The following is a 17,703-nucleotide window of genomic DNA, read 5'->3' as shown; positions in this document are numbered from 1 at the left end:
TTTTCACCATGCATGATCAATCTGTATTCATCACTGGTATAGGCCTCATAAGCTCTCTGGGGGAAGGAGTTGATCAACATTGGAATCTCTTAAATGATCCAATCCGTACACCAAACCTAGATTGTACAACTTTTTCACCCTACACGGTTCATAAATTGCCCGAAATTGATTGGAGTTTACAAATTCCTAAAAAAAGTGATCAACGGCAAATGGGAACATGGCAGCGTCTTGGTACCTATGCGGCTGGTCTTGCTCTTGATGATGCTGGCATGAAAAATAATGAACACCTCACTTCAACAATGGACATGATTGTAGCAGCAAGTGGAGGAGAGCGTGATATTACTGTTGATACACAGATTCTTTCTAAAGCGCGCGCAGTTGCCGATCATGCCTCTATGTTAAATGTTGCTCTTTCAACCGAACTTCGTCCAACATTATTTTTGGCACAACTTTCAAACCTTTTGGCAGGAAACATTTCAATTGTTCATAAAGTCACTGGATCATCTCGTACATTTATGGGAGAAGAAGGCAGTGGGCTTTCTGCTCTTCAAATTGCTGTAGCTCGCATTAAATCAGGTCAAAGTACCCATGCTCTTGTAGGAGGTTCCTATAATGCACAAAGTTATGATATGTTGTTGGCGCATGAACTTGGTGGTCTTTTAACCCATAATGGATGGAGCCCAGTGTGGGATCGTAAAATCCACCCAGGCGGCGGTATCATAGCCGGTTCTGGTGGTATCTTCCTAGTTCTTGAAAGTGGAGAACATGCAAAAAAGCGCAACGCACGTGCTTATGCTGAAATTAGCCAAATTATTACAAACCAAACAGATAGAACCAAAATTCCACTTAGAGAATCAATTGCAACAATGTTAAAAACTGCGGGCGCTAAATCTGCCCTAGCCATTTCAGCAGCCTCAGGAGCTCACGAAGCAACAAAAGCAGAACAAAATGCTCTTGATAATGCTGATCTATCTTACCGTGGCATTACAACATTATTTGGTTATATGCGGGAAGCACAATTTCCTCTAGCTCTAGCTCTTGCAGCACTTTCAATTGAAAAAAAACACAGTTTTCCAGCGTTAAGTCCTCATGAAAAACCTTTTTCTAAAGAAGTACGTGAAATATTTGTTACAACTATTGGTATAAAAAGAGCTGAAGGTATTGTGCGTCTTACAGCTGTTTGAAGGGAATTTCTATAGTGAAATATCATGATCATTTTGGACGTCCACTTGTAGCAATAACTGGGGCAGGCATCGTCACATCACTGGGACAAGGAAAACATGAAAATTGGCAAAAATTAACAAGCGGTGTAAGCGGTATCCACAAAATAACACGTTTTCCCGTTGAGGGATTAAATACATATATTGCTGGAACAATTGATTTTCTCAAAGAAAGTACACTTGGTGCTTCAGCTCTTTCTGAGAAGCTTGCACATCTTTCCGCTGAAGAAGCTTTGGAACAAGCTGCTGTTGATAAAAAAAATTTTAATGGACCACTCTTTCTAGCTGCTCCTCCTGTTGAACTTGAATGGACCGCACGTTTTAGTCTTGATCAAGAGGACGAATTCAATGGTGAACCTTCTTATGCACACCTTCTTAAAGTCTGTAAGAATAAACTCCATGAAACGCTTTTTGAAGCCACACAATTTGGTGCAATTGCAGAAAAACTTCAAAAAACATTTGGCACAAAAGGACTTCCTGTTACACTTTCCACTGCTTGTGCATCTGGTGCAACAGCAATTCAATTAGGAGTTGAATCTATTAGACGGGGAGAGACAAATCGAGCTCTCATAATTGCGACAGATGGATCAGTTTCAGCAGAATCTCTCATCCGTTTTTCGTTACTATCTGCTCTTTCAACCCAAAATGAGCCTGCTGAAAAAGCAGCAAAACCCTTTAGCCGTGATCGGGATGGATTTGTTATGGCAGAAGGCTCAGGTGCTTTTGTTCTTGAATCTCTTCAAAGCGCATTAAACCGTAATGCTACAGTTTTAGGAATTTTAGCTGGCTGTGGAGAAACAGCCGATGATTTTCACCGTACTCGTTCAAAACCCGATGCATCACCAGCAATTGAATCCATCCGCAAAGCTTTAGATGATGCAAAAATAACCATCAATGAAATTGATTATATTAATGCACATGGAACTTCCACACCTGAAAATGAGAAAATGGAATATCTTGCATTATCAACAGTATTCGGTGATCTTTTAGAGCATATTCCAGTCTCTTCTAATAAATCAATGATTGGGCATACATTAACTGCTGCTGGTGCAATAGAAGCGGTTTTTTCGCTTTTAACCATTCAATCGGGGATACTTCCACCTACAATAAATTATGATAATCCTGACCCTGATATCCCTTTAGATGTTGTTCCTCATCATAGCCGTAAAGCCTGTGTCAATGCAGTTTTGTCCAACTCATTTGGATTTGGTGGTCAAAATATGAGTCTTGTCATCACTGCATATAAAGGATAATCCTTTAATAATAAAATTTTACAACGCTAACCTAATAACATATTTAAAGGGAATGGTAATGCGTGCACTGCAACTCTTCGATGATCGTCGGCTTGAAATCACTAATATTTCCCCGCCATCTTCACCTAGTCTAGGTGAAGTAACTGTGCGGATAAAAGCTGTTGCTCTTAATCATATTGATGTATGGGGATGGCGTGGCATGGCTTTTGCGAAAAGAAAAATGCCCCTCATCATTGGTGCAGAAGCCTCTGGTGAAGTTATACAAATAGGAGATGGCGTTGAACATCTCCAACTTGGACAGATTGTCTCAATTTATGGTGCACAAACCTGCGGAGTATGCCAAGCTTGTCATGAGGGACGAGATAATCTTTGCAGTCATGTAAAGGGAGTCTACGGTTTTCACCTTGATGGATTTGCGTGTGAGCTTGTCAATTTGCCAGCACGTTTATTAGTTCCATCACCTCCCCAATGTGATGAATTGCAGGCAGCGGTTGCTCCAATTACTTTTGGTACCGTAGAACATATGCTTTTCGATAACGCAAAACTACAAGCAGGAGAAACAATCCTGATACAGGCTGGTGGTTCAGGTATTGGCTCTGCAGCCATTCAACTTGCAAAACACATGGGTTGTACAGTTATCACAACTGTAGGTTCAGATGAAAAAATTGCAAAAGCACACTCTCTTGGAGCAGATCATGTGATTAATTATCGTAAAGATCGTTTTGAAGGTGTGGTGCGTAAATTAACCCAAAAAAAAGGTGTTGACGTTGTTTTTGAGCATGTTGGTGTAGATACATGGAACGGTTCTTTGTTATGTATGAAAAAAGGAGCACGCTTAGTGACTTGCGGCTCTACCTCTGGTGTTTCAGCACCAATAAATCTCATGCAATTATTCCAACAACAACTTAAGATATTCGGTTCATTTGGCTGCCGTATGGAAAATATGAAAAATGCCATGCAAAAAATGGCAGAAAAAACTGTACACCCTGTCATTGATACAATTGTTGAGCTTGATGAAATTGATACAGCTTTAAAACGAATGGAGAGCCGTGATGTTTTTGGTAAAATTATCCTTAAAATCGATTAAATCATGATGAAGCTTTCTCTTAAAAATCTCATATATCTTATTAAAATTATAGCTAAAAAAATATCCTACTTGTTATGGGCATATCTGCTCTTTGGTTCTTTATTTATTCTAAAATGCTTTCCTGCCAAAATGGGAGTCTCTTTTTTTTCTTGGTTGGTAAAAAAAATTGGTCCCCTTTTACATCGTCATCAAATCACACTTAAAAATCTTAGAGGTGCATATCCAGAAAAAACAGAGCAAGAACTCCATGCAATTGCAATAGAAATGTGGGAAAATATAGGACGTTTCCTAGCCGAATATATTTTTCTTGATAAAATTTTTGATTTTGATCCTCATGCAGACGAGCCAGGTTTCATTGAGGTTAAAGGCGTTGAAATATTTGAGCGATTAAAAAATGAAAAAAAACCACATATTTTTTTCACCGCACATACTGGAAATTTTGAACTTCTGCCTATTTGTGCACAAAGTTTTGATCTTAATGTTACAGTATTATTTAGACCACCCAATAATCCCTATGTTGCCAAACGAGTCCTTAAAGCACGACAAACTTCTATGGGGCATCTTATTCCCTCCAAGGCCGGTGCAGCATGGGCATTAGCAGCCAAATTAGAAAAAGGTGAAAATGTTGGTATGCTCGTTGATCAAAAATTTCGCCGCGGTATCATGGGAACATTTTTTAACAGACCTCTTAAAACAAATCCCTTAATTATAAAACTCGCTCGACAATATGACTGTGATATTTATCCAGCACGTTGTATTCGTTTGCCTAATGGACGTCATCGTTTAGAGTTATATGAACATATAGAACTTCCACGTGATGAAAAAAATGATATCGATATAGCTGCTTCTACGCAAAAATTAAATGATATTGTTGAATCTTGGGTCCGTGAATATCCTGGACAATGGATGTGGTTACATAGACGTTGGGACATCTAACATAAGGCTCTATTGCTTACAAAGGAAGTGCAAATGTTAGCTTCAAAAGACATCAAAGATCTCATTGCAATTATCACTGCATTACGAAATTCTGATAGCGGTTGTATCTGGCATAAAAAACAAACTTTTGAATCCCTCATACCCTATATGCTCGAAGAAGTTTACGAAGTAATCGATGCCATTGAACGAAAAAACCGAAAGGATCTCTGTGAAGAACTTGGAGATCTTCTTTTACAAGTTATCTATCATGCTACCATTGCACAAGAAGAAGGCAGCTTTACTTTTGAAGATGTTGTTTATGCAATCACGGCAAAAATGATTCGACGCCATCCTCACGTTTTTGGAAATGCCGAGCAAAAAAAACGAGGATTTATAAAAGAAGAGTGGGAATATATAAAAAAAAGAGAACAGGTTGAACAAAAAAAATTGCGCGAAGAAAAAAACAACAATTCCTCCACAAGCATACTCGCACAAGTAAAACAAATCCAGCCAGCAAACCAAGAGGCACTTGCTTTACAAGAAGCAGCAGCTAAAGTAGGTTTTGATTGGAAAAAAAGTGATAAAGTTTTTGAAAAAATAGAAGAAGAACTCGAAGAGCTCAAAGAAGCCATCAAAAATAAACAAAATTCAGAGATAGAAGCAGAGTTTGGAGATCTCTACTTTATTCTCCTTAATCTCGCACGCCACTTAGCGATTGATCCACAAAAAGCATTAAAAAAAACGAATATAAAATTTCGAAACCGTTTTGCCTATATTGAAGAAAAGCTATCCACTCAATCTAAAACACTCACTGACGCATCCTTGAATGAAATGGAAGCACTTTGGAAACAAGCTAAAAATGAACAATAAAAATATTAGATTTTTTCTACCTCAAAGAACAAGTCCCTCTAAAATTACTGAATTATAATTCAGCTCAGCTCAATTTGTTTTATATTGATCCTGCGTAGCAGGACGAAGTTCCACCGATTCGCCACACCCACATGCTGAAACTTGATTAGGATTTTTAAAGACAAAACCAGAACGAAGCGTTGTCACTTCATAATCCATCTGCGCCCCTAATAAAAATAATACCGCATCATGTGCTACGAAAACACGGGCACCATTCACTTCAACAACATCCGCATCTATCCCCTTTTCTTTGACAAGAGTAATTGTATACTCCATCCCTGCACAACCACCTTTTTTGATACCAACAAGAATACCCTGTGCATCTTTTGCATCCATAATCGCTTTAACACGATCCACTGCTGCTTCCGTCAAATTTATTACCGAAAAACGGCTCATGGTTTACTCTTTTCTTAGTTCAATAAACATTTTGAAAGTTTTTCCTCTATAATATTGTATCTAGTATTTTAGAAAAAAAACAACAAAACCTAAATTAAAGTATTCTGACCTTGTTTATTTGGATAAAAACGCGTACCCATAAAATGAGATTTATGATTATACAATCCAGAACTTACAATTTTTTGTCCACATAAAACACAAAATACTTCGTCTATAAAAACTCTAAACAAAGGAAAACGTTTCAATACCATACATTCACTCCTCTCCTTTTAAAAATCTTTATCTTTTTAGAAAAGTAACGATTAGATAAGGAAAAAATATACCCCCCGTACTCATTTTCTCCCCTCCTTCTCCAATTCATACCCCTAAATCCACCAATCTTACCCCTTCACAAAATGATTACAAAGAATTTTACAGATTTGTTACGTATCTTGAATTGATAACAAGATATTGATGTCCAAAATTTTTTACTTTCAAAAGCTCTAAGTGCAAGAGCATTTTAGATTTTATTCTGTTTATTTTTTCTCTTGCCTTTAAAGAAACAGTCATTTAATCGTTTTACACAAACTCGGAGCGTAGCGCAGCTTGGTAGCGCACTTGACTGGGGGTCAAGGGGTCGTGGGTTCAAATCCCGCCGCTCCGACCATTTTTCAAATGCTATAAAATAAAAAATAAGCTTACTTAAAAAGTGAATTATTATGCATTTCAATTAGCACATACATGAATTTTTTCTTCAACGTAAAATAATGTGCAATAACATTTTATCACAAACTCGAAATAAGCTGTTTTATTAAAATAAGCTTCGTTCTTAGGAAAACACACACACGAAACGCGAGACCTTTTGCCTCGCGTTTTTTATTCTTCAGAAAAATTTATAATTATTCGGTCTTATATTTTCTAAATTTTCCTACACGACAATGTCGCTATTATCATTTTTTGTAATGGATGGTGACATCTGTACGGTTATCTTTTTGGGTTTTAATTCAGCTGGCATTTCCCTTTTAAGCTGAATATGAAGAAGCCCATCTCCAAGTTCTGCTCCAATAACCTTAACATGATCAGCCAAATGAAAACGCCGTTCAAAAGCACGCGAAGCAATGCCTCGATAAAGGAATTCTCGCTCTTCATCATCATTTTCAGACTTTCTGTTTCCCTTAACGATCAGCTGGTTACAATGCGTTTCAATATCAATTTCATCTTGAGAAAAACCAGCAACAGCCATAGAAATTCTATAAGAATCTTCAGTTAAACGCTCGATATTATAAGGGGGATAAGAAGAAACTTCATCTGGTTGTCTTCTAGAATCAAACCAGTTAAAAAGATGATCAAAACCTACTGTGGAACGATAAAATGGTGAAAAATCTACTTGACGCATAATATTGCCCTCCTCTAGAGCGACTATAATTTATAATTAATTCACAAAGTTCCCAAATGGCAAACTTACTTGTGAACCTGCGGCCCCATCATGGCAACCACACTATATTATCTGGTAATTGTTTTTCTTTATTTCAACTCTTTGGAACCTAAATTGATAAAAACTATCTAAAAAGCAATATACCCCTTTTTAAATCCTTTTTCTTCATTACATAAATGTCAAAGTCCTCTCATTATCTCACGTTGCACTAAGCGGCAAATACACTGTAAAGGATTTCAATTGGAAACACCTATTTATCCCATAGACTGGGCTTCCACTCCTCCTAATATCCATCATGGTACTCTTAAAATAGCAATAGATCACGAAATTCGTTTTGCGATAACATATCCTGAGGTGGAAAAATCTAAGGGAACAATTGTTATTCTCAAAAGCTACGCAAGTACTTTAGAAAAATATTTTTTATTAATAAATGAAATTTCTAAACGCGGTTTTCATACAGCAATATTTGACTGGTTTGATCAAGAAAAAAAATCCTTCAAGATAAGAAAACAAAGCCGACATCATTGTTTTGATATAAATAATGATATTAATGACTTATATAAATTTCTTAAAAATATTGTTTATCCTAATTGTCCGCCTCCTTACTCTATGCTCGCCTATGGTATAGGTGGATTGATAGCACTTAGCGGATTAGATCTCATTAATTATCAGTTTAATAAATTGCTCTGTGTTTCTCCCCTTTTTGCTCCATTCGGTAATAAAACGAATGGTTTTCAACATAAATTAACACAATTTCTTTCTGATATAGGTCTTGGCTTTATACCAGCGAAAGATGGGAAAAAATTAAACAAAAAAAAACAAAACAATATAAAATCGGAACACATGCATAAAGTGCCGTTCCATTCCATTAAGCCCCCAACATCCCAATGGATGGCATCGGTATTTAATGCGATCGATTCTATGAAGAGAAATGTACTCCACGGAGATTTACGAATTCCAACACTCTTTATTCTAGCCAATCAAAACAATATTGCAAACAACATTGAAGTGCGGCAATTATGCCAACACACACGCCTGACAGAAAGTATTACTATTACAGGCGCTAAACTGGATACAATTATGGTTAACGAAAATTATAAAAAGCAATTTTGGGCTGCATTTGATGCATTTATTCCCGATAATGTATTTGTAAAATAACACTAAATCTTAATTTCCGCTCCACCCCATAAAAAAGAAAATTTCTACGAGCGTTGGATCTACAAACACTTTTTAATATAATGGATTTTACTTTCCAACCACTCATATGATTCGTTTTCTAGCCTCTACAGGCAAGCCATGACCTAAATATTTACCACGCATTCTAATAAAAAACTAATATACAAAGTATATCGTTACATTAAACAAAATTATTTTACATCATAAAAAATAACTTAATAAAAAAATATTTTGTATAATTAATAAAATGAAGATAATAAATCTACCTTAATATAACATGATACATATTTATAAATAAAACATCAAAATACTATTTTTGATCTATTATTAAGTGTTAATTTAATATTATATCTAGAAAAATAATAGTTTTCATCTATTTAAGGAAAAAACTGAAAATAAAGCGCACTTATAATATTTATTACAAATCTCTATAAAAACAAATAACTATGAAATTTCTATTTCTTAAGAGAATTTTTAAAAAACAATAAATTAACATAATATTCTTCTAATTTCTCTATATAGCAAGTCCCTACAGTAACGGTTTTCATAAGTTTTTTAATGAAATTCTGATAATAATCAGCGAATTTAAAAGAAAAGATAGCAATGAATCATCTTAAAAGTTTTAGAGAACCCCTTCTTTTTTCAAAATCACATATATTTTGAATTTAACCAACTCACAACGAATATGCTGTATTCTGAATAAGAATGTAAGAATTAACCATTTTGCCATTCATTTCAATTATGAGCATTTTACCGTCTTTTTTATAAATACTCTATATTGTATAATTGATGCGGCAAAACTCTGACAAATGGAGCCATTGGAACATAATCATGAAACGAATCCTGCTCGCAGAAGATGATAACGATATGCGTCGCTTTCTCGTAAAAGCCTTAGAACGTGCAGGCTACGAAGTCGCCGATTTCGATAATGGTATTAGCGCGTATGAACGTTTACAAGAAGAGCCATTTTCCCTTCTCTTGACTGATATTGTGATGCCAGAGATGGATGGAATCGAACTCGCACGACGTGCTACTGAGATTGACCCTGATTTACGAGTAATGTTCATTACAGGTTTTGCAGCGGTAGCACTCAATTCAAATAGTGATGCCCCTCCTGATGCAAAGGTTCTCTCTAAGCCATTTCACTTACGTGAACTCGTCAATGAGGTTGAAAAGATCCTTATCGCTGCTTAAAAAGTATTTTTTTAAGTTATTTGCATCTCTTGAAAGAGAAAACGAAATTAGGCATTGACGTTTATCATTCTATATGGTGTATGCAACATCAATGAATGGGCGTGTAGCTCAGCGGGAGAGCACTACGTTGACATCGTAGGGGTCACAGGTTCAATCCCTGTCACGCCCACCAGATTCTTCTTCTTATCCTATAACTTGCTGTATTTATACATCTTTTTTACTGTGAGGGATGTCTGAATAAAGTTAGAGGAATAGGGTTTTTTAACATTTCTCTACAAAGGTAGCATTTTTCTCTCTTTTTGATTCGCGAATTACTTCTGGTATTTGTTTGAATTTTTCTAAATCCTCTTGTGTAAAAATATCTATAAATCTAGAAAACATGCCAACAATTTCACGCCTCAACGGATCAGAAGTCTTGATTGTAAAACTTGTGCGACAAGCATCCGATTCTCTTCTCAAAATTTCTGCTACCCCTTGATCTAAAGCATAGAGTTCAATTATCTTTTCCTCCAGTCCTACAGGAACAGATTTTTTTCTGATCTATACAAAAGATAAAAATGCTACAGATATGTCTAATTTCTTAGCCATATCTAAGAGGCGTTCTGAGTGATCAAGACAAAGTTTCCGTAAAATTTTACCAAAGGATGTAAGCATCAAAAACGTCCTGTTAGAGAAAAAATATTTCTTCTGATTCTAACAAATCTTTTTATGATTTCCTCAGTTATTACGAATCAAGAGTTCTTTTCGAAGAGTTTTTTTTAGCAAAACCAGATGTCCAAAGGGTCTCTAATTCTAAAAAGTCAAAATCCCTAAAGATCTCTCGAACCTCATCACTATCATTCAGACTCAAGACAAATTTTCCTTGGATGCTTTTGAGAACTTTTGCCATCCTCACAAAATCATCTTCAACAAAATTCCCAGAGCTGTAATACCTCCTCTCTACAAGATAAGGCAAGTCTAGGTAAAATAAACTGTCGGGGGCATCAAAAAATTCGACAACTCGCTCCCACGATAAATTTAAGATCGTCGTATCAAGAAGCTTCTGTCTAACACGCCGCATCCTTGCTAAAAGCTTATCGGGATTAAATAATGTAAGCTTTTTTCTTCCAAAACTAAAAGAGACATAATCTTTTTTCCCATACATCACACAACGTTGGAGAAACAAACCATTCTAGTCGTTTGGCTAAATCATCAAAGTCATTTTGAACACATTGAAACAGATTCGTGATCTCTCCATTCAGATCATTAATAACGGAATATTTTGCTGGTCTTTTGTTTAGAAAAATAAAACCTGAACCTAAAAATAGTTCAACATAGGTTTCATGGCCAATATTATTTAAAATCGGTATAATTTTCTTACGCAGATAGTGTTTACCCCCCATCCACGCAAACAATATTTGTGTAAATTCTTGTTTCATCATATTTTTTAAGGAGAGATTTGGATATCTAACTTTTTTGTTATCCACTTTTTGAGGTGTGAGAAGCTATTCTCTACGGCGTCCACAAAACGGGAAAAATCTATTACAAACATAAAGAGGATGAAGGCAATCAATTTCATGATACGTGACATCATCTTTAAGCCTTGATAGGTCTCTATCATCTCATGAAGGAGCTGTTGTTCTTTTTCTGTAAGACCTTTATCTTTGCTGCTTCGTTTCTTGACCATCTTTCCAACCACATAAATGGGCTCCCTGCTTGTTATGCTTCAAAATATCTCTTGCAAGGTTGGAACTGATGACCGCAACATCCTTGTTATCCAAATAAATGGGCAACCAGCCACCACAAGAAACAGACCTATTTGCCGCGCACCCAACGAGAAAGTTCAGAGCGCACACCAGCATCACTTTTTTGATTAACTTCATTTTCCACCTCAAGCCGCGTTGTTGCTGTCTTTAAAGCATTCTCGGTTTGCTTTTTCCGTTCGCTTTGCTTGCCAAGGTGAAACGCCTTGGCTAAAGCCGCTATAAAACAAAACTTCTCAAGACAGATATCATTGGTTCTGGAACACCGATACCTCTTAATTTTTTCAAGCAAAAAAAAACAAAACGCGGCGTAACTTACACAATGTTTGGAAAAAAGAAATCTTGCCTCATGGTTTTATTAAGGGTGGAAATTTTCCAAAGCGTGTTGATTTAAAAAAGATGAAGAGTAATGTTTTTCAAAGAGTAGACGGAGGTAAATTCCCCATTGCAAAACAAGAAGGACCATCAATTGCTGGAGTGATGTCCAAGCCAGAAATTGCAAATTCTATCGCACAATATACCAGTGAAAGATTAACTAAAAACATACAGAGACAACTTGAACGTCAAGAATACGCTGCTAATAAGAAAGCTAAATAATGTTCTCAAGCTTTATCTACCTATCCCGTATCCTTATGAGTTTATGCATTACACACTTTGATTGCAATTTTAAAAACAGATTATCACTTATGCTTTGTTTTTTTATAAAAAAGTCAATAAAATAAATATAAAAGATACTTCCCAGCGAGTTAGCTTCGTTACGGGGCAGGCTGCGCAAACTATCGCTAGCGACAGAATTTTCAAATTAACTGTACATTGTACACTTAACTCATTGATAAATAATGATTTCAATATGTACACTGTACAGTATATAATTATTTTGAGATGGAAATTATTTTTATTCTCGACATTATTGCGTCAATGTATATTTTCGAATCAGGTGCCTAAGAAACACCTTAAATCGATAGCGGATAGATTACCGACACAATCTCTTCTCCGCACATTAGGGACTTTGACTCATTATATGCTACATGCATATAATGGATTTGTCGGGTGTAGTTACGCTATACAATACTCTTTATGGGGAAAGCGTAACGACGGACTATCGACCGTCTTTCTTAGCGCCCAGCATTCTTCTGGAATGTCAATAAGAAACCTCTAATCGATAGGAGTTCACTATGAACACTCTTATAGAAATTAAATAACGGGTTATTGATAGAGAGGCTGTTCAAACCGTCAATGCTCGTGATTTGCATGCGTTTTTGGAAATTACATCAAAATTTGCAGACTGGATTAAAAATCGTATTAAAGAATGCAAATTTCGAGAAAATATAGACTTATAGCTTTTTCTAAAAATTTAGAAAAAGGTGGGCGTCCAAGCATGGAATATCACCTCACCTTAGACATGGCAAAACACCTTTCAATGATCGAGCGTAATGATAAAGGTCATCAAGTAAAAGAGTATTTTATCGAATGTGAAAAGCTTGCAAAACAAGTAGCGACACCGCAAATCGATTACTCCAAGCCCGAAGCATTACTTGGCGTCTTGAATCACCTACAAAATCAAATCGAACAGAAAGTAGCATCATCGCAGAATAGCACCCAAAGCAGACGCGCTTGAGGATTTAAAGCCTTCTGATGGTTTGTTCGGTCTTATTGAAGCGGAAAAAATTTTTGAAGTACGGCCAAAGGACTTAACAGATTACTTACATAAACATGATTGGGTGTATCGCCGTATTCCAAGTGGTCCATTATTACCCTATCAGGATAAAATCAAGAAAGGATTTATGGATTATCCTGCTATCACTATTCAAGGACCTGATGCTACAGAAAAGATACTGCCTTCAACAAAAATTACACCAAAAGGATTGGCATGTTTGAGAGAACAAATATCTTTGGGGGTATGCAATGAAGGTAGATACCAACTTTTTATGTAATGTGTGAATGGCTTTGTTTCAGTTTGTCAATTGTGAATATGTAGATAAAAAAAATTGTAGTACTCTGGTTAACATTATGGGTGTGATAGAAAAAGCTTTGATTTTAAAACTTCAAGATGAGGTACCGAATATTACAAAGATTCTAGCAGTTCTTAAAGGCTTTGGAACTTCAGAACTCCCGCATAGCATGAATTCGTTATTGCAAGCTTATGCTCCTACTTTGGAGAGCCCTGTTGTGGAAGCTGCTTAGCTAAAAACATAACTCCCCTCTCCATTCTCAAAAATGGGGAGGTAGTTTAAAGATCAAGTTTTGAATGAGAGCCTAGACATACTAAAACCTATCGATCTTGACCAATCAAGCGATAAATCAACACTAAGTCAGGTCGAATATGGCAATCTCGATAATTGCTCCAATTCCCAGTCAATGCATAGTCATGATATCGAGGTTCTAAAGGCTGGTCAATTGCTAATGCTGCAATGATTTGGCGCAAATCAATATCTAAAAGATGCCGATACCGTCCTTTCATTTCACGCTTGAAATCACGTTTGGAGATAGTGGTGCGTTCAATCGTCCACATAGATCATCAAATAATTCGTCTACGGAATGAAACTTTTTTAAGTTGCCTTCATCTAATTCCGTAAAAGCCGCTATGGTTTCCGCATCGGGTTGAAACAAGAAGGACGGAATAGCTTTATCTTGTGCAATACGCGTCATCAACACTCTCACAACATCACTTACTGATAAATCTGAAGCTTGAATAACTTGATTAGCGATATTTTGAATTTCTTCTGGTACACGCGCCTGAACCATACGACTAGCAGCCATAATGATCTCTCCTCTTGTAACTGTATTTCAGTGCAATACAATTGGAGTTTAATTTCAACCGCAAAATGTTTGGCTTATCTGATACGCCGAAAACCCCATTCCTCAAGCATCAGAAAAATACATCCCCCTTAATCCAGCAGCAGCAGATGGCAGTCAAACACCGGCAGGGATTTCTTTTGCCACTATTGACGCAACAGGCGCAGATCAACGCGCCGTGATTACAGCACGCTTATGCACTGTAAAAGCTTCTGAACTGCTATGGCCAGATGCCATCACGGATGAGCAAAAGAAAGCAGCCATTCAGTCTTTAGAAGACAAGAACAACATTCTATTGCGATAGGAGAATGCACACATGGATATGAATTTTTTTAAACATGATGCTTTCTCAAGCATCACAATGATGAAAGCCATTGAAAACTATGAGTTTCAACCTGGTCTTGTAAGCTCTCTTAATCTTTTTGAGGAAGTTGAAACCAGTACCACAGTGGTTGGGATTGAACGGCGTGATAATACATTTTCGCTTATTCAAACCAGCGAACGTGGCGCACCTTTGGCAGAAGGTGATAGAGAGGGGCGTAATCTTCGCTTTTTCAAAACAACACGGATTGCCAAAAGTGATACAGTGAAATCAGAAGAAATCCAAAACCGTCGTGAATTTGGCACAGAAGATCAGTTAGAAACAGCAATGAAATATATTGCCAGAAAACAAAAGAAACTGATTTCTGAAATCGAATTGACATGGGAAAATATGCAGCTTGGCGCTGTTCAAGGTGTTGTCCTTGATGCTGATGGCTCCGTGATTGTCGATTGGTACAAAGAATGGGAAATCACACCACCAAAGCCCATTGACTTTAAACTAAATGTTGAGACAACCAATGTTGCTGACAATGTTGATCGAGTCATTATGAGGATGATTGAGGCTTCAAAAGGAGCATTTTCTGATCGTTCACGCATTATTGGGCTTTGTGGAAATGAATTCTTTTCCAAGTTGAAAAACCATAAAACAATTCGTGAGACCTATTTAAACACAGCCTTAGCACAGACACTTAATAGCGCCGGAGGTGTTGCAACACCAAGCGCTCTTGGCTCGGGCAGCTTTGGCAGTTTTGACTTTGCAGGTGTCACTTTCATTAATTACCGGAGTATTCACAACTATAATGTAAGTGCGAAGGCTGGAACAAAGCGCACCATAGGAATTAAGCCTGATGAATGTCAATTCTTCCCTGTTGATGCGCCTGGTGTCTTCCAAAAAACCTTTGCACTAGGTGAAAGCTTGGATTTTGCCAACACGGTTGGAAAGCCTCTCTACACCATGCTGATCGTTGATCACGACCGTAATGCATGGGTAAAACCGGAGGTTCTATAGCTATCCGCTTTACATTTGTACACGCCCAGAAATGCTGTTTAAAGCCGTGATTGGAGCGAAATAACATGCGATGGCACGGACTGCTAAACCAAATGGTTAAAGATGTGCGCAACACTTTTGGGAAGCCCATCATCTACACGCGAAAGGACAATCAGCAATCTTTTCGTATCACAGCGATTTACACCATTAAGCATTCAGAATCGGACGCTGGTGGCAGAATCCCTACCACAATTGCAAGAAAGGAACTTGATCTTTGTATCAATGATATTGGGGGCGGGTGCCACCAAACCCTCAAGATAGTGTTATTGTGATGGTTCCTAAAAACAGCAAAGCTCCCTCTTCCCAAGAGCACTTCGTGATCACAGATGTCCAAGCCTCAGAATCTGGTATGTATAAGCTTATCTTGCGGGAGATAAAAAATGGACGCAACTTTATCTTGTGTGTTTAAAAATCAATAAGGCTGCCCAAGAGCCCGGATTACTGCTGCAAACCTTGGATTTGGAATGGCACTAAATCGGTAATTCCATGGTGCGCCAGTACGGTGACTGATGTGACATCTTTGGTATGTTATAGTGACTGATGCAATTCCTGCCCAAGTAGTCCTTTCATTATCTTCAGGGCTTTCAAATACAATAGCTTGGTTTGTTACTAAAAGACGTCCTAAAGCTGGAGTCTTTTCGCCAATATTGAAGGTAACGCGTTCTTGAACTCCCAACAGTTTTTCATTTTTTGCTAAACGATAATCATATTCACTTGCATCAAGTTCTTGAAACATTTCACATGCTTCCTCAAAATTAGAGGGAGGAATATCTGATTGCCACAGAGAAACTTCTTGCTCAAAGTTTTTTTCCTTTTTCGCCTCACGATAGGCAATAATAACAAAAATTAAAACAATAAGAATGGGTACTAATAACCATGGTGTAATAGTTACTGTTACCACAATGCCTCCACTCAACAGAACACAAAGGAGAAAGATCTGTACCCTCTTTTCTAACCGTTTTTTTTCAAGTTCCAGCGACATTTTATTAACAACTGATAAATCAGAAGAAGGGTGGATATGGGGGGGAGGCATTAAAACCTGCTCTGAAACTTTTTCTTTAAAACGCTTTTTGCGTCTATCTTGCCAATGAACAAAAATAAACAAAGCAATAAATGCAAAGAAAATTAACCTGAACCATCCCCAAAAACCTAGACCATTATTTTCGTCTGACTTTTTGTCTTGAACATGGATACTTTGCTTATCAGTATTCTCAGGTAGTACCTGTTTCACGCTTTCATTTTGAGTAGCAACATATATTAATGAAGTCGAGGAGGAGGAAAAAATTTCATTATTGTATGTAACTTGATCTGGTTCGATTTTGTGAAAAAAAAACGCACCTAATATTGCAGAGCCGAGAAATAATAAAACTCCAATACCAAGAGTTTTCAGTCCGTTTTTCCGCCATTTTTTTATACACACTAAAACAAGTCCGACAACCATCACTGGGAATGATAACAAGTATACGATCACCGCAATTGTATCAAGCGTATCGAGCATTATTTCCCCCTCCACTATAAATAAAAAACTAAGCCAAAAAATTTAAAGTGAGTCGACAAATAAAGTAAAGATGTGCTTATAATTTTTAGAAAAAAGTGATATTGCTGCGTGACATTATTACAGCGATATGAATAATCGAATCAGGTGCCTAAGAAACACTTTAAAGCAACTAGCGAACGGATTGCTGGAACAATATCTTCTCCGCCAATTAAAGTTTTGACTCGTTGTATGTTACACGCATATAATAACTTTGTCGGGTATAGTTACACTATACAAGACCCTTTACGGGGAAAATATAACGACGGGCTAGTTGCCCATGTTTCTTAGCACCCAGAGCTCTTTTAAAGTGTCATTAAGAAACATCTAACAACTAGGAGTCCTTTATGAATACCCTTATAGAAATTAAAGAACAAATTATTGAGCAGGATACAGTTCAAACGATAAATGCTCGTGAGTTGCATGCATTTTTGGAGATAAAATCCGATCTCATTGATAGCCTGTGAGACGGCATCAAAAGCAAGTGGTAAACCTTGTCCGAATGGTTTAGCGGCATGATAAGCAAATTAACCAACTGGATGCCTAATTGGATGAAAGAAAAGTTAGGGTTTAATGTTTCAATTAACAAAACTTCAACCCAAACCATTAAAACCTTTACCGATGAAACCAATGCACGCGCAAAAAGAATGCTGGATACAGTAGTGGTTACAAATACCCCACCTGAAAAACGCAAGAGT

General features: G+C 37.0%; 18 protein-coding genes, 2 tRNA genes and 7 pseudogenes. 17 read left to right on the top strand and 10 right to left on the bottom strand.

Going from position 1 to position 17,703, the window contains the following annotated elements; translation table 11 throughout:
* Nucleotides 1-8: 8 nt before the first annotated feature.
* From ACFIKQ_RS07675 to mazG, 5 genes are read left to right on the top strand one after another with little or no spacing between them, the layout of a single operon-like run.
* A complete protein-coding gene (locus ACFIKQ_RS07675) occupies nucleotides 9-1,184 on the top strand; it encodes a beta-ketoacyl-ACP synthase (protein WP_375656212.1) in 1,176 nt (391 codons plus the stop codon).
* A 14-nt stretch (nucleotides 1,185-1,198) separates the two neighbouring features.
* The gene (locus ACFIKQ_RS07670; protein ID WP_375636045.1) at nucleotides 1,199-2,473 is read left to right on the top strand and encodes a beta-ketoacyl-ACP synthase; all 1,275 of its coding nucleotides are present in this window, start codon (nucleotides 1,199-1,201) and stop codon (nucleotides 2,471-2,473) included.
* Between the two features lie 58 nt (nucleotides 2,474-2,531).
* Nucleotides 2,532-3,560: a zinc-binding dehydrogenase gene (locus tag ACFIKQ_RS07665; RefSeq protein ID WP_375636044.1), complete on the top strand. Its 1,029-nt coding sequence runs from the start codon at nucleotides 2,532-2,534 to the stop codon at nucleotides 3,558-3,560.
* A gap of 6 nt (nucleotides 3,561-3,566) precedes the next feature.
* Nucleotides 3,567-4,496 (top strand): lipid A biosynthesis lauroyl acyltransferase, encoded by a 930-nt coding sequence (locus ACFIKQ_RS07660; RefSeq protein WP_375656223.1) that lies wholly within the window; start codon nucleotides 3,567-3,569, stop codon nucleotides 4,494-4,496.
* A 33-nt stretch (nucleotides 4,497-4,529) separates the two neighbouring features.
* Entirely contained in the window at nucleotides 4,530-5,345 is an 816-nt protein-coding gene (gene mazG, locus ACFIKQ_RS07655) for a nucleoside triphosphate pyrophosphohydrolase (protein ID WP_375647598.1), read from the top strand.
* A 69-nt stretch (nucleotides 5,346-5,414) separates the two neighbouring features.
* Here mazG and ACFIKQ_RS07650 read toward each other — a convergent pair whose 3' ends face one another.
* Nucleotides 5,415-5,780 carry an iron-sulfur cluster assembly accessory protein gene (locus ACFIKQ_RS07650; RefSeq protein WP_375636042.1) on the bottom strand — a complete coding sequence of 122 codons (366 nt, stop codon included), beginning with the start codon at nucleotides 5,778-5,780 and terminating at the stop codon, nucleotides 5,415-5,417.
* Between the two features lie 569 nt (nucleotides 5,781-6,349).
* On the opposite strand from ACFIKQ_RS07650, the gene ACFIKQ_RS07645 reads away from it, so the two are divergent.
* A tRNA-Pro gene (locus ACFIKQ_RS07645) sits at nucleotides 6,350-6,426 on the top strand.
* A gap of 261 nt (nucleotides 6,427-6,687) precedes the next feature.
* Here ACFIKQ_RS07645 and ACFIKQ_RS07640 read toward each other — a convergent pair.
* Nucleotides 6,688-7,155 carry an Hsp20 family protein gene (locus ACFIKQ_RS07640; protein ID WP_273788169.1) on the bottom strand — a complete coding sequence of 156 codons (468 nt, stop codon included), beginning with the start codon at nucleotides 7,153-7,155 and terminating at the stop codon, nucleotides 6,688-6,690.
* A 279-nt stretch (nucleotides 7,156-7,434) separates the two neighbouring features.
* On the opposite strand from ACFIKQ_RS07640, the gene ACFIKQ_RS07635 reads away from it, so the two are divergent.
* The 3 genes from ACFIKQ_RS07635 to ACFIKQ_RS07625 all read left to right on the top strand — a co-directional run bounded on the left by ACFIKQ_RS07635 (nucleotide 7,435) and on the right by ACFIKQ_RS07625 (nucleotide 9,736).
* Nucleotides 7,435-8,352: an alpha/beta hydrolase gene (locus ACFIKQ_RS07635; protein ID WP_375636041.1), complete on the top strand. Its 918-nt coding sequence runs from the start codon at nucleotides 7,435-7,437 to the stop codon at nucleotides 8,350-8,352.
* 849 nt (nucleotides 8,353-9,201) lie between these two features.
* Nucleotides 9,202-9,564: a cell cycle two-component system response regulator CpdR gene (cpdR, locus tag ACFIKQ_RS07630; RefSeq protein ID WP_005773448.1), complete on the top strand. Its 363-nt coding sequence runs from the start codon at nucleotides 9,202-9,204 to the stop codon at nucleotides 9,562-9,564.
* Between the two features lie 97 nt (nucleotides 9,565-9,661).
* Nucleotides 9,662-9,736 (top strand) — tRNA-Val (locus ACFIKQ_RS07625).
* Nucleotides 9,737-9,825: 89 nt separating this feature from the next.
* Here the strand turns inward: ACFIKQ_RS07625 and ACFIKQ_RS07620 are convergent.
* The 5 genes from ACFIKQ_RS07620 to ACFIKQ_RS07600 form a co-directional block, all read right to left on the bottom strand.
* Entirely contained in the window at nucleotides 9,826-10,104 is a 279-nt protein-coding gene (locus ACFIKQ_RS07620; protein WP_375653229.1) for an XRE family transcriptional regulator, read from the bottom strand.
* 184 nt (nucleotides 10,105-10,288) lie between these two features.
* Complete coding sequence (locus ACFIKQ_RS07615; protein ID WP_375647601.1) at nucleotides 10,289-10,708, bottom strand: DNA adenine methylase; 420 nt, start codon at nucleotides 10,706-10,708, stop codon at nucleotides 10,289-10,291.
* A complete protein-coding gene (locus ACFIKQ_RS07610; RefSeq protein WP_375656211.1) occupies nucleotides 10,677-10,982 on the bottom strand; it encodes a DNA adenine methylase in 306 nt (101 codons plus the stop codon). Before ACFIKQ_RS07610 ends, ACFIKQ_RS07615 begins: the two co-directional genes overlap by 32 nt.
* Nucleotides 10,983-10,990: 8 nt before the next feature.
* Nucleotides 10,991-11,242, bottom strand: coding sequence for a hypothetical protein (locus ACFIKQ_RS07605; protein ID WP_375647602.1), 252 nt, complete (start codon nucleotides 11,240-11,242; stop codon nucleotides 10,991-10,993).
* A 116-nt stretch (nucleotides 11,243-11,358) separates the two neighbouring features.
* Entirely contained in the window at nucleotides 11,359-11,586 is a 228-nt protein-coding gene (locus ACFIKQ_RS07600; protein WP_375647604.1) for a hypothetical protein, read from the bottom strand.
* Between ACFIKQ_RS07600 and ACFIKQ_RS07595 the strand changes: the two are divergent.
* From ACFIKQ_RS07595 to ACFIKQ_RS07585, 3 genes and pseudogenes are all read left to right on the top strand, one after another.
* Nucleotides 11,536-11,903, top strand: a pseudogene (locus tag ACFIKQ_RS07595) (hypothetical protein); the annotation flags it as partial. The gene ACFIKQ_RS07600 and the pseudogene ACFIKQ_RS07595 overlap by 51 nt on opposite strands.
* Before the next feature lie 611 nt (nucleotides 11,904-12,514).
* Nucleotides 12,515-13,240: pseudogene (locus tag ACFIKQ_RS07590) on the top strand (antA/AntB antirepressor family protein).
* 7 nt (nucleotides 13,241-13,247) lie between these two features.
* Entirely contained in the window at nucleotides 13,248-13,490 is a 243-nt protein-coding gene (locus tag ACFIKQ_RS07585; RefSeq protein ID WP_375635922.1) for a hypothetical protein, read from the top strand.
* A gap of 88 nt (nucleotides 13,491-13,578) precedes the next feature.
* Here the strand turns inward: ACFIKQ_RS07585 and ACFIKQ_RS07580 are convergent, their stop codons facing one another.
* Together ACFIKQ_RS07580 and ACFIKQ_RS07575 are read right to left on the bottom strand one after the other, a co-directional pair.
* Nucleotides 13,579-13,818 carry a type II toxin-antitoxin system YafQ family toxin gene (locus tag ACFIKQ_RS07580; RefSeq protein WP_375645096.1) on the bottom strand — a complete coding sequence of 80 codons (240 nt, stop codon included), beginning with the start codon at nucleotides 13,816-13,818 and terminating at the stop codon, nucleotides 13,579-13,581.
* Complete coding sequence (locus ACFIKQ_RS07575) at nucleotides 13,764-14,066, bottom strand: type II toxin-antitoxin system RelB/DinJ family antitoxin (protein ID WP_375645097.1); 303 nt, start codon at nucleotides 14,064-14,066, stop codon at nucleotides 13,764-13,766. The genes ACFIKQ_RS07580 and ACFIKQ_RS07575 overlap by 55 nt, the downstream gene beginning before the upstream one ends.
* Nucleotides 14,067-14,172: 106 nt before the next feature.
* Between ACFIKQ_RS07575 and ACFIKQ_RS07570 the strand changes: the two are divergent.
* The 3 pseudogenes from ACFIKQ_RS07570 to ACFIKQ_RS07560 all read left to right on the top strand — a co-directional run.
* A pseudogene (locus ACFIKQ_RS07570) lies at nucleotides 14,173-14,406 on the top strand (head decoration protein); the annotation flags it as partial.
* A gap of 12 nt (nucleotides 14,407-14,418) precedes the next feature.
* Nucleotides 14,419-15,496, top strand: a pseudogene (locus tag ACFIKQ_RS07565) (major capsid protein).
* A gap of 1 nt (nucleotide 15,497) precedes the next feature.
* Nucleotides 15,498-15,880 (top strand): annotated as a pseudogene (locus ACFIKQ_RS07560) (hypothetical protein).
* 3 nt (nucleotides 15,881-15,883) lie between these two features.
* Here the strand turns inward: ACFIKQ_RS07560 and ACFIKQ_RS07555 are convergent.
* Nucleotides 15,884-16,969, bottom strand: a complete 1,086-nt coding sequence (locus ACFIKQ_RS07555) for a hypothetical protein (RefSeq protein ID WP_375656210.1) — start codon at nucleotides 16,967-16,969, stop codon at nucleotides 15,884-15,886.
* 383 nt (nucleotides 16,970-17,352) lie between these two features.
* On the opposite strand from ACFIKQ_RS07555, the pseudogene ACFIKQ_RS07550 reads away from it, so the two are divergent.
* Both ACFIKQ_RS07550 and ACFIKQ_RS07545 read left to right on the top strand, forming a co-directional pair.
* Nucleotides 17,353-17,463: pseudogene (locus ACFIKQ_RS07550) on the top strand (phage antirepressor Ant); the annotation flags it as partial.
* 9 nt (nucleotides 17,464-17,472) lie between these two features.
* Nucleotides 17,473-17,703 (top strand): annotated as a pseudogene (locus ACFIKQ_RS07545) (phage tail protein); the annotation flags it as partial.

The organism is Bartonella sp. MR63HLJHH (assembly GCF_042194155.1).
GTDB classification, from domain to species: Bacteria; Pseudomonadota; Alphaproteobacteria; order Rhizobiales; family Rhizobiaceae; genus Bartonella; species Bartonella grahamii.
The sequence above is the reverse complement of the archived record's forward strand: the minus strand, read 5'-3'. Positions and strand labels throughout refer to the sequence as shown.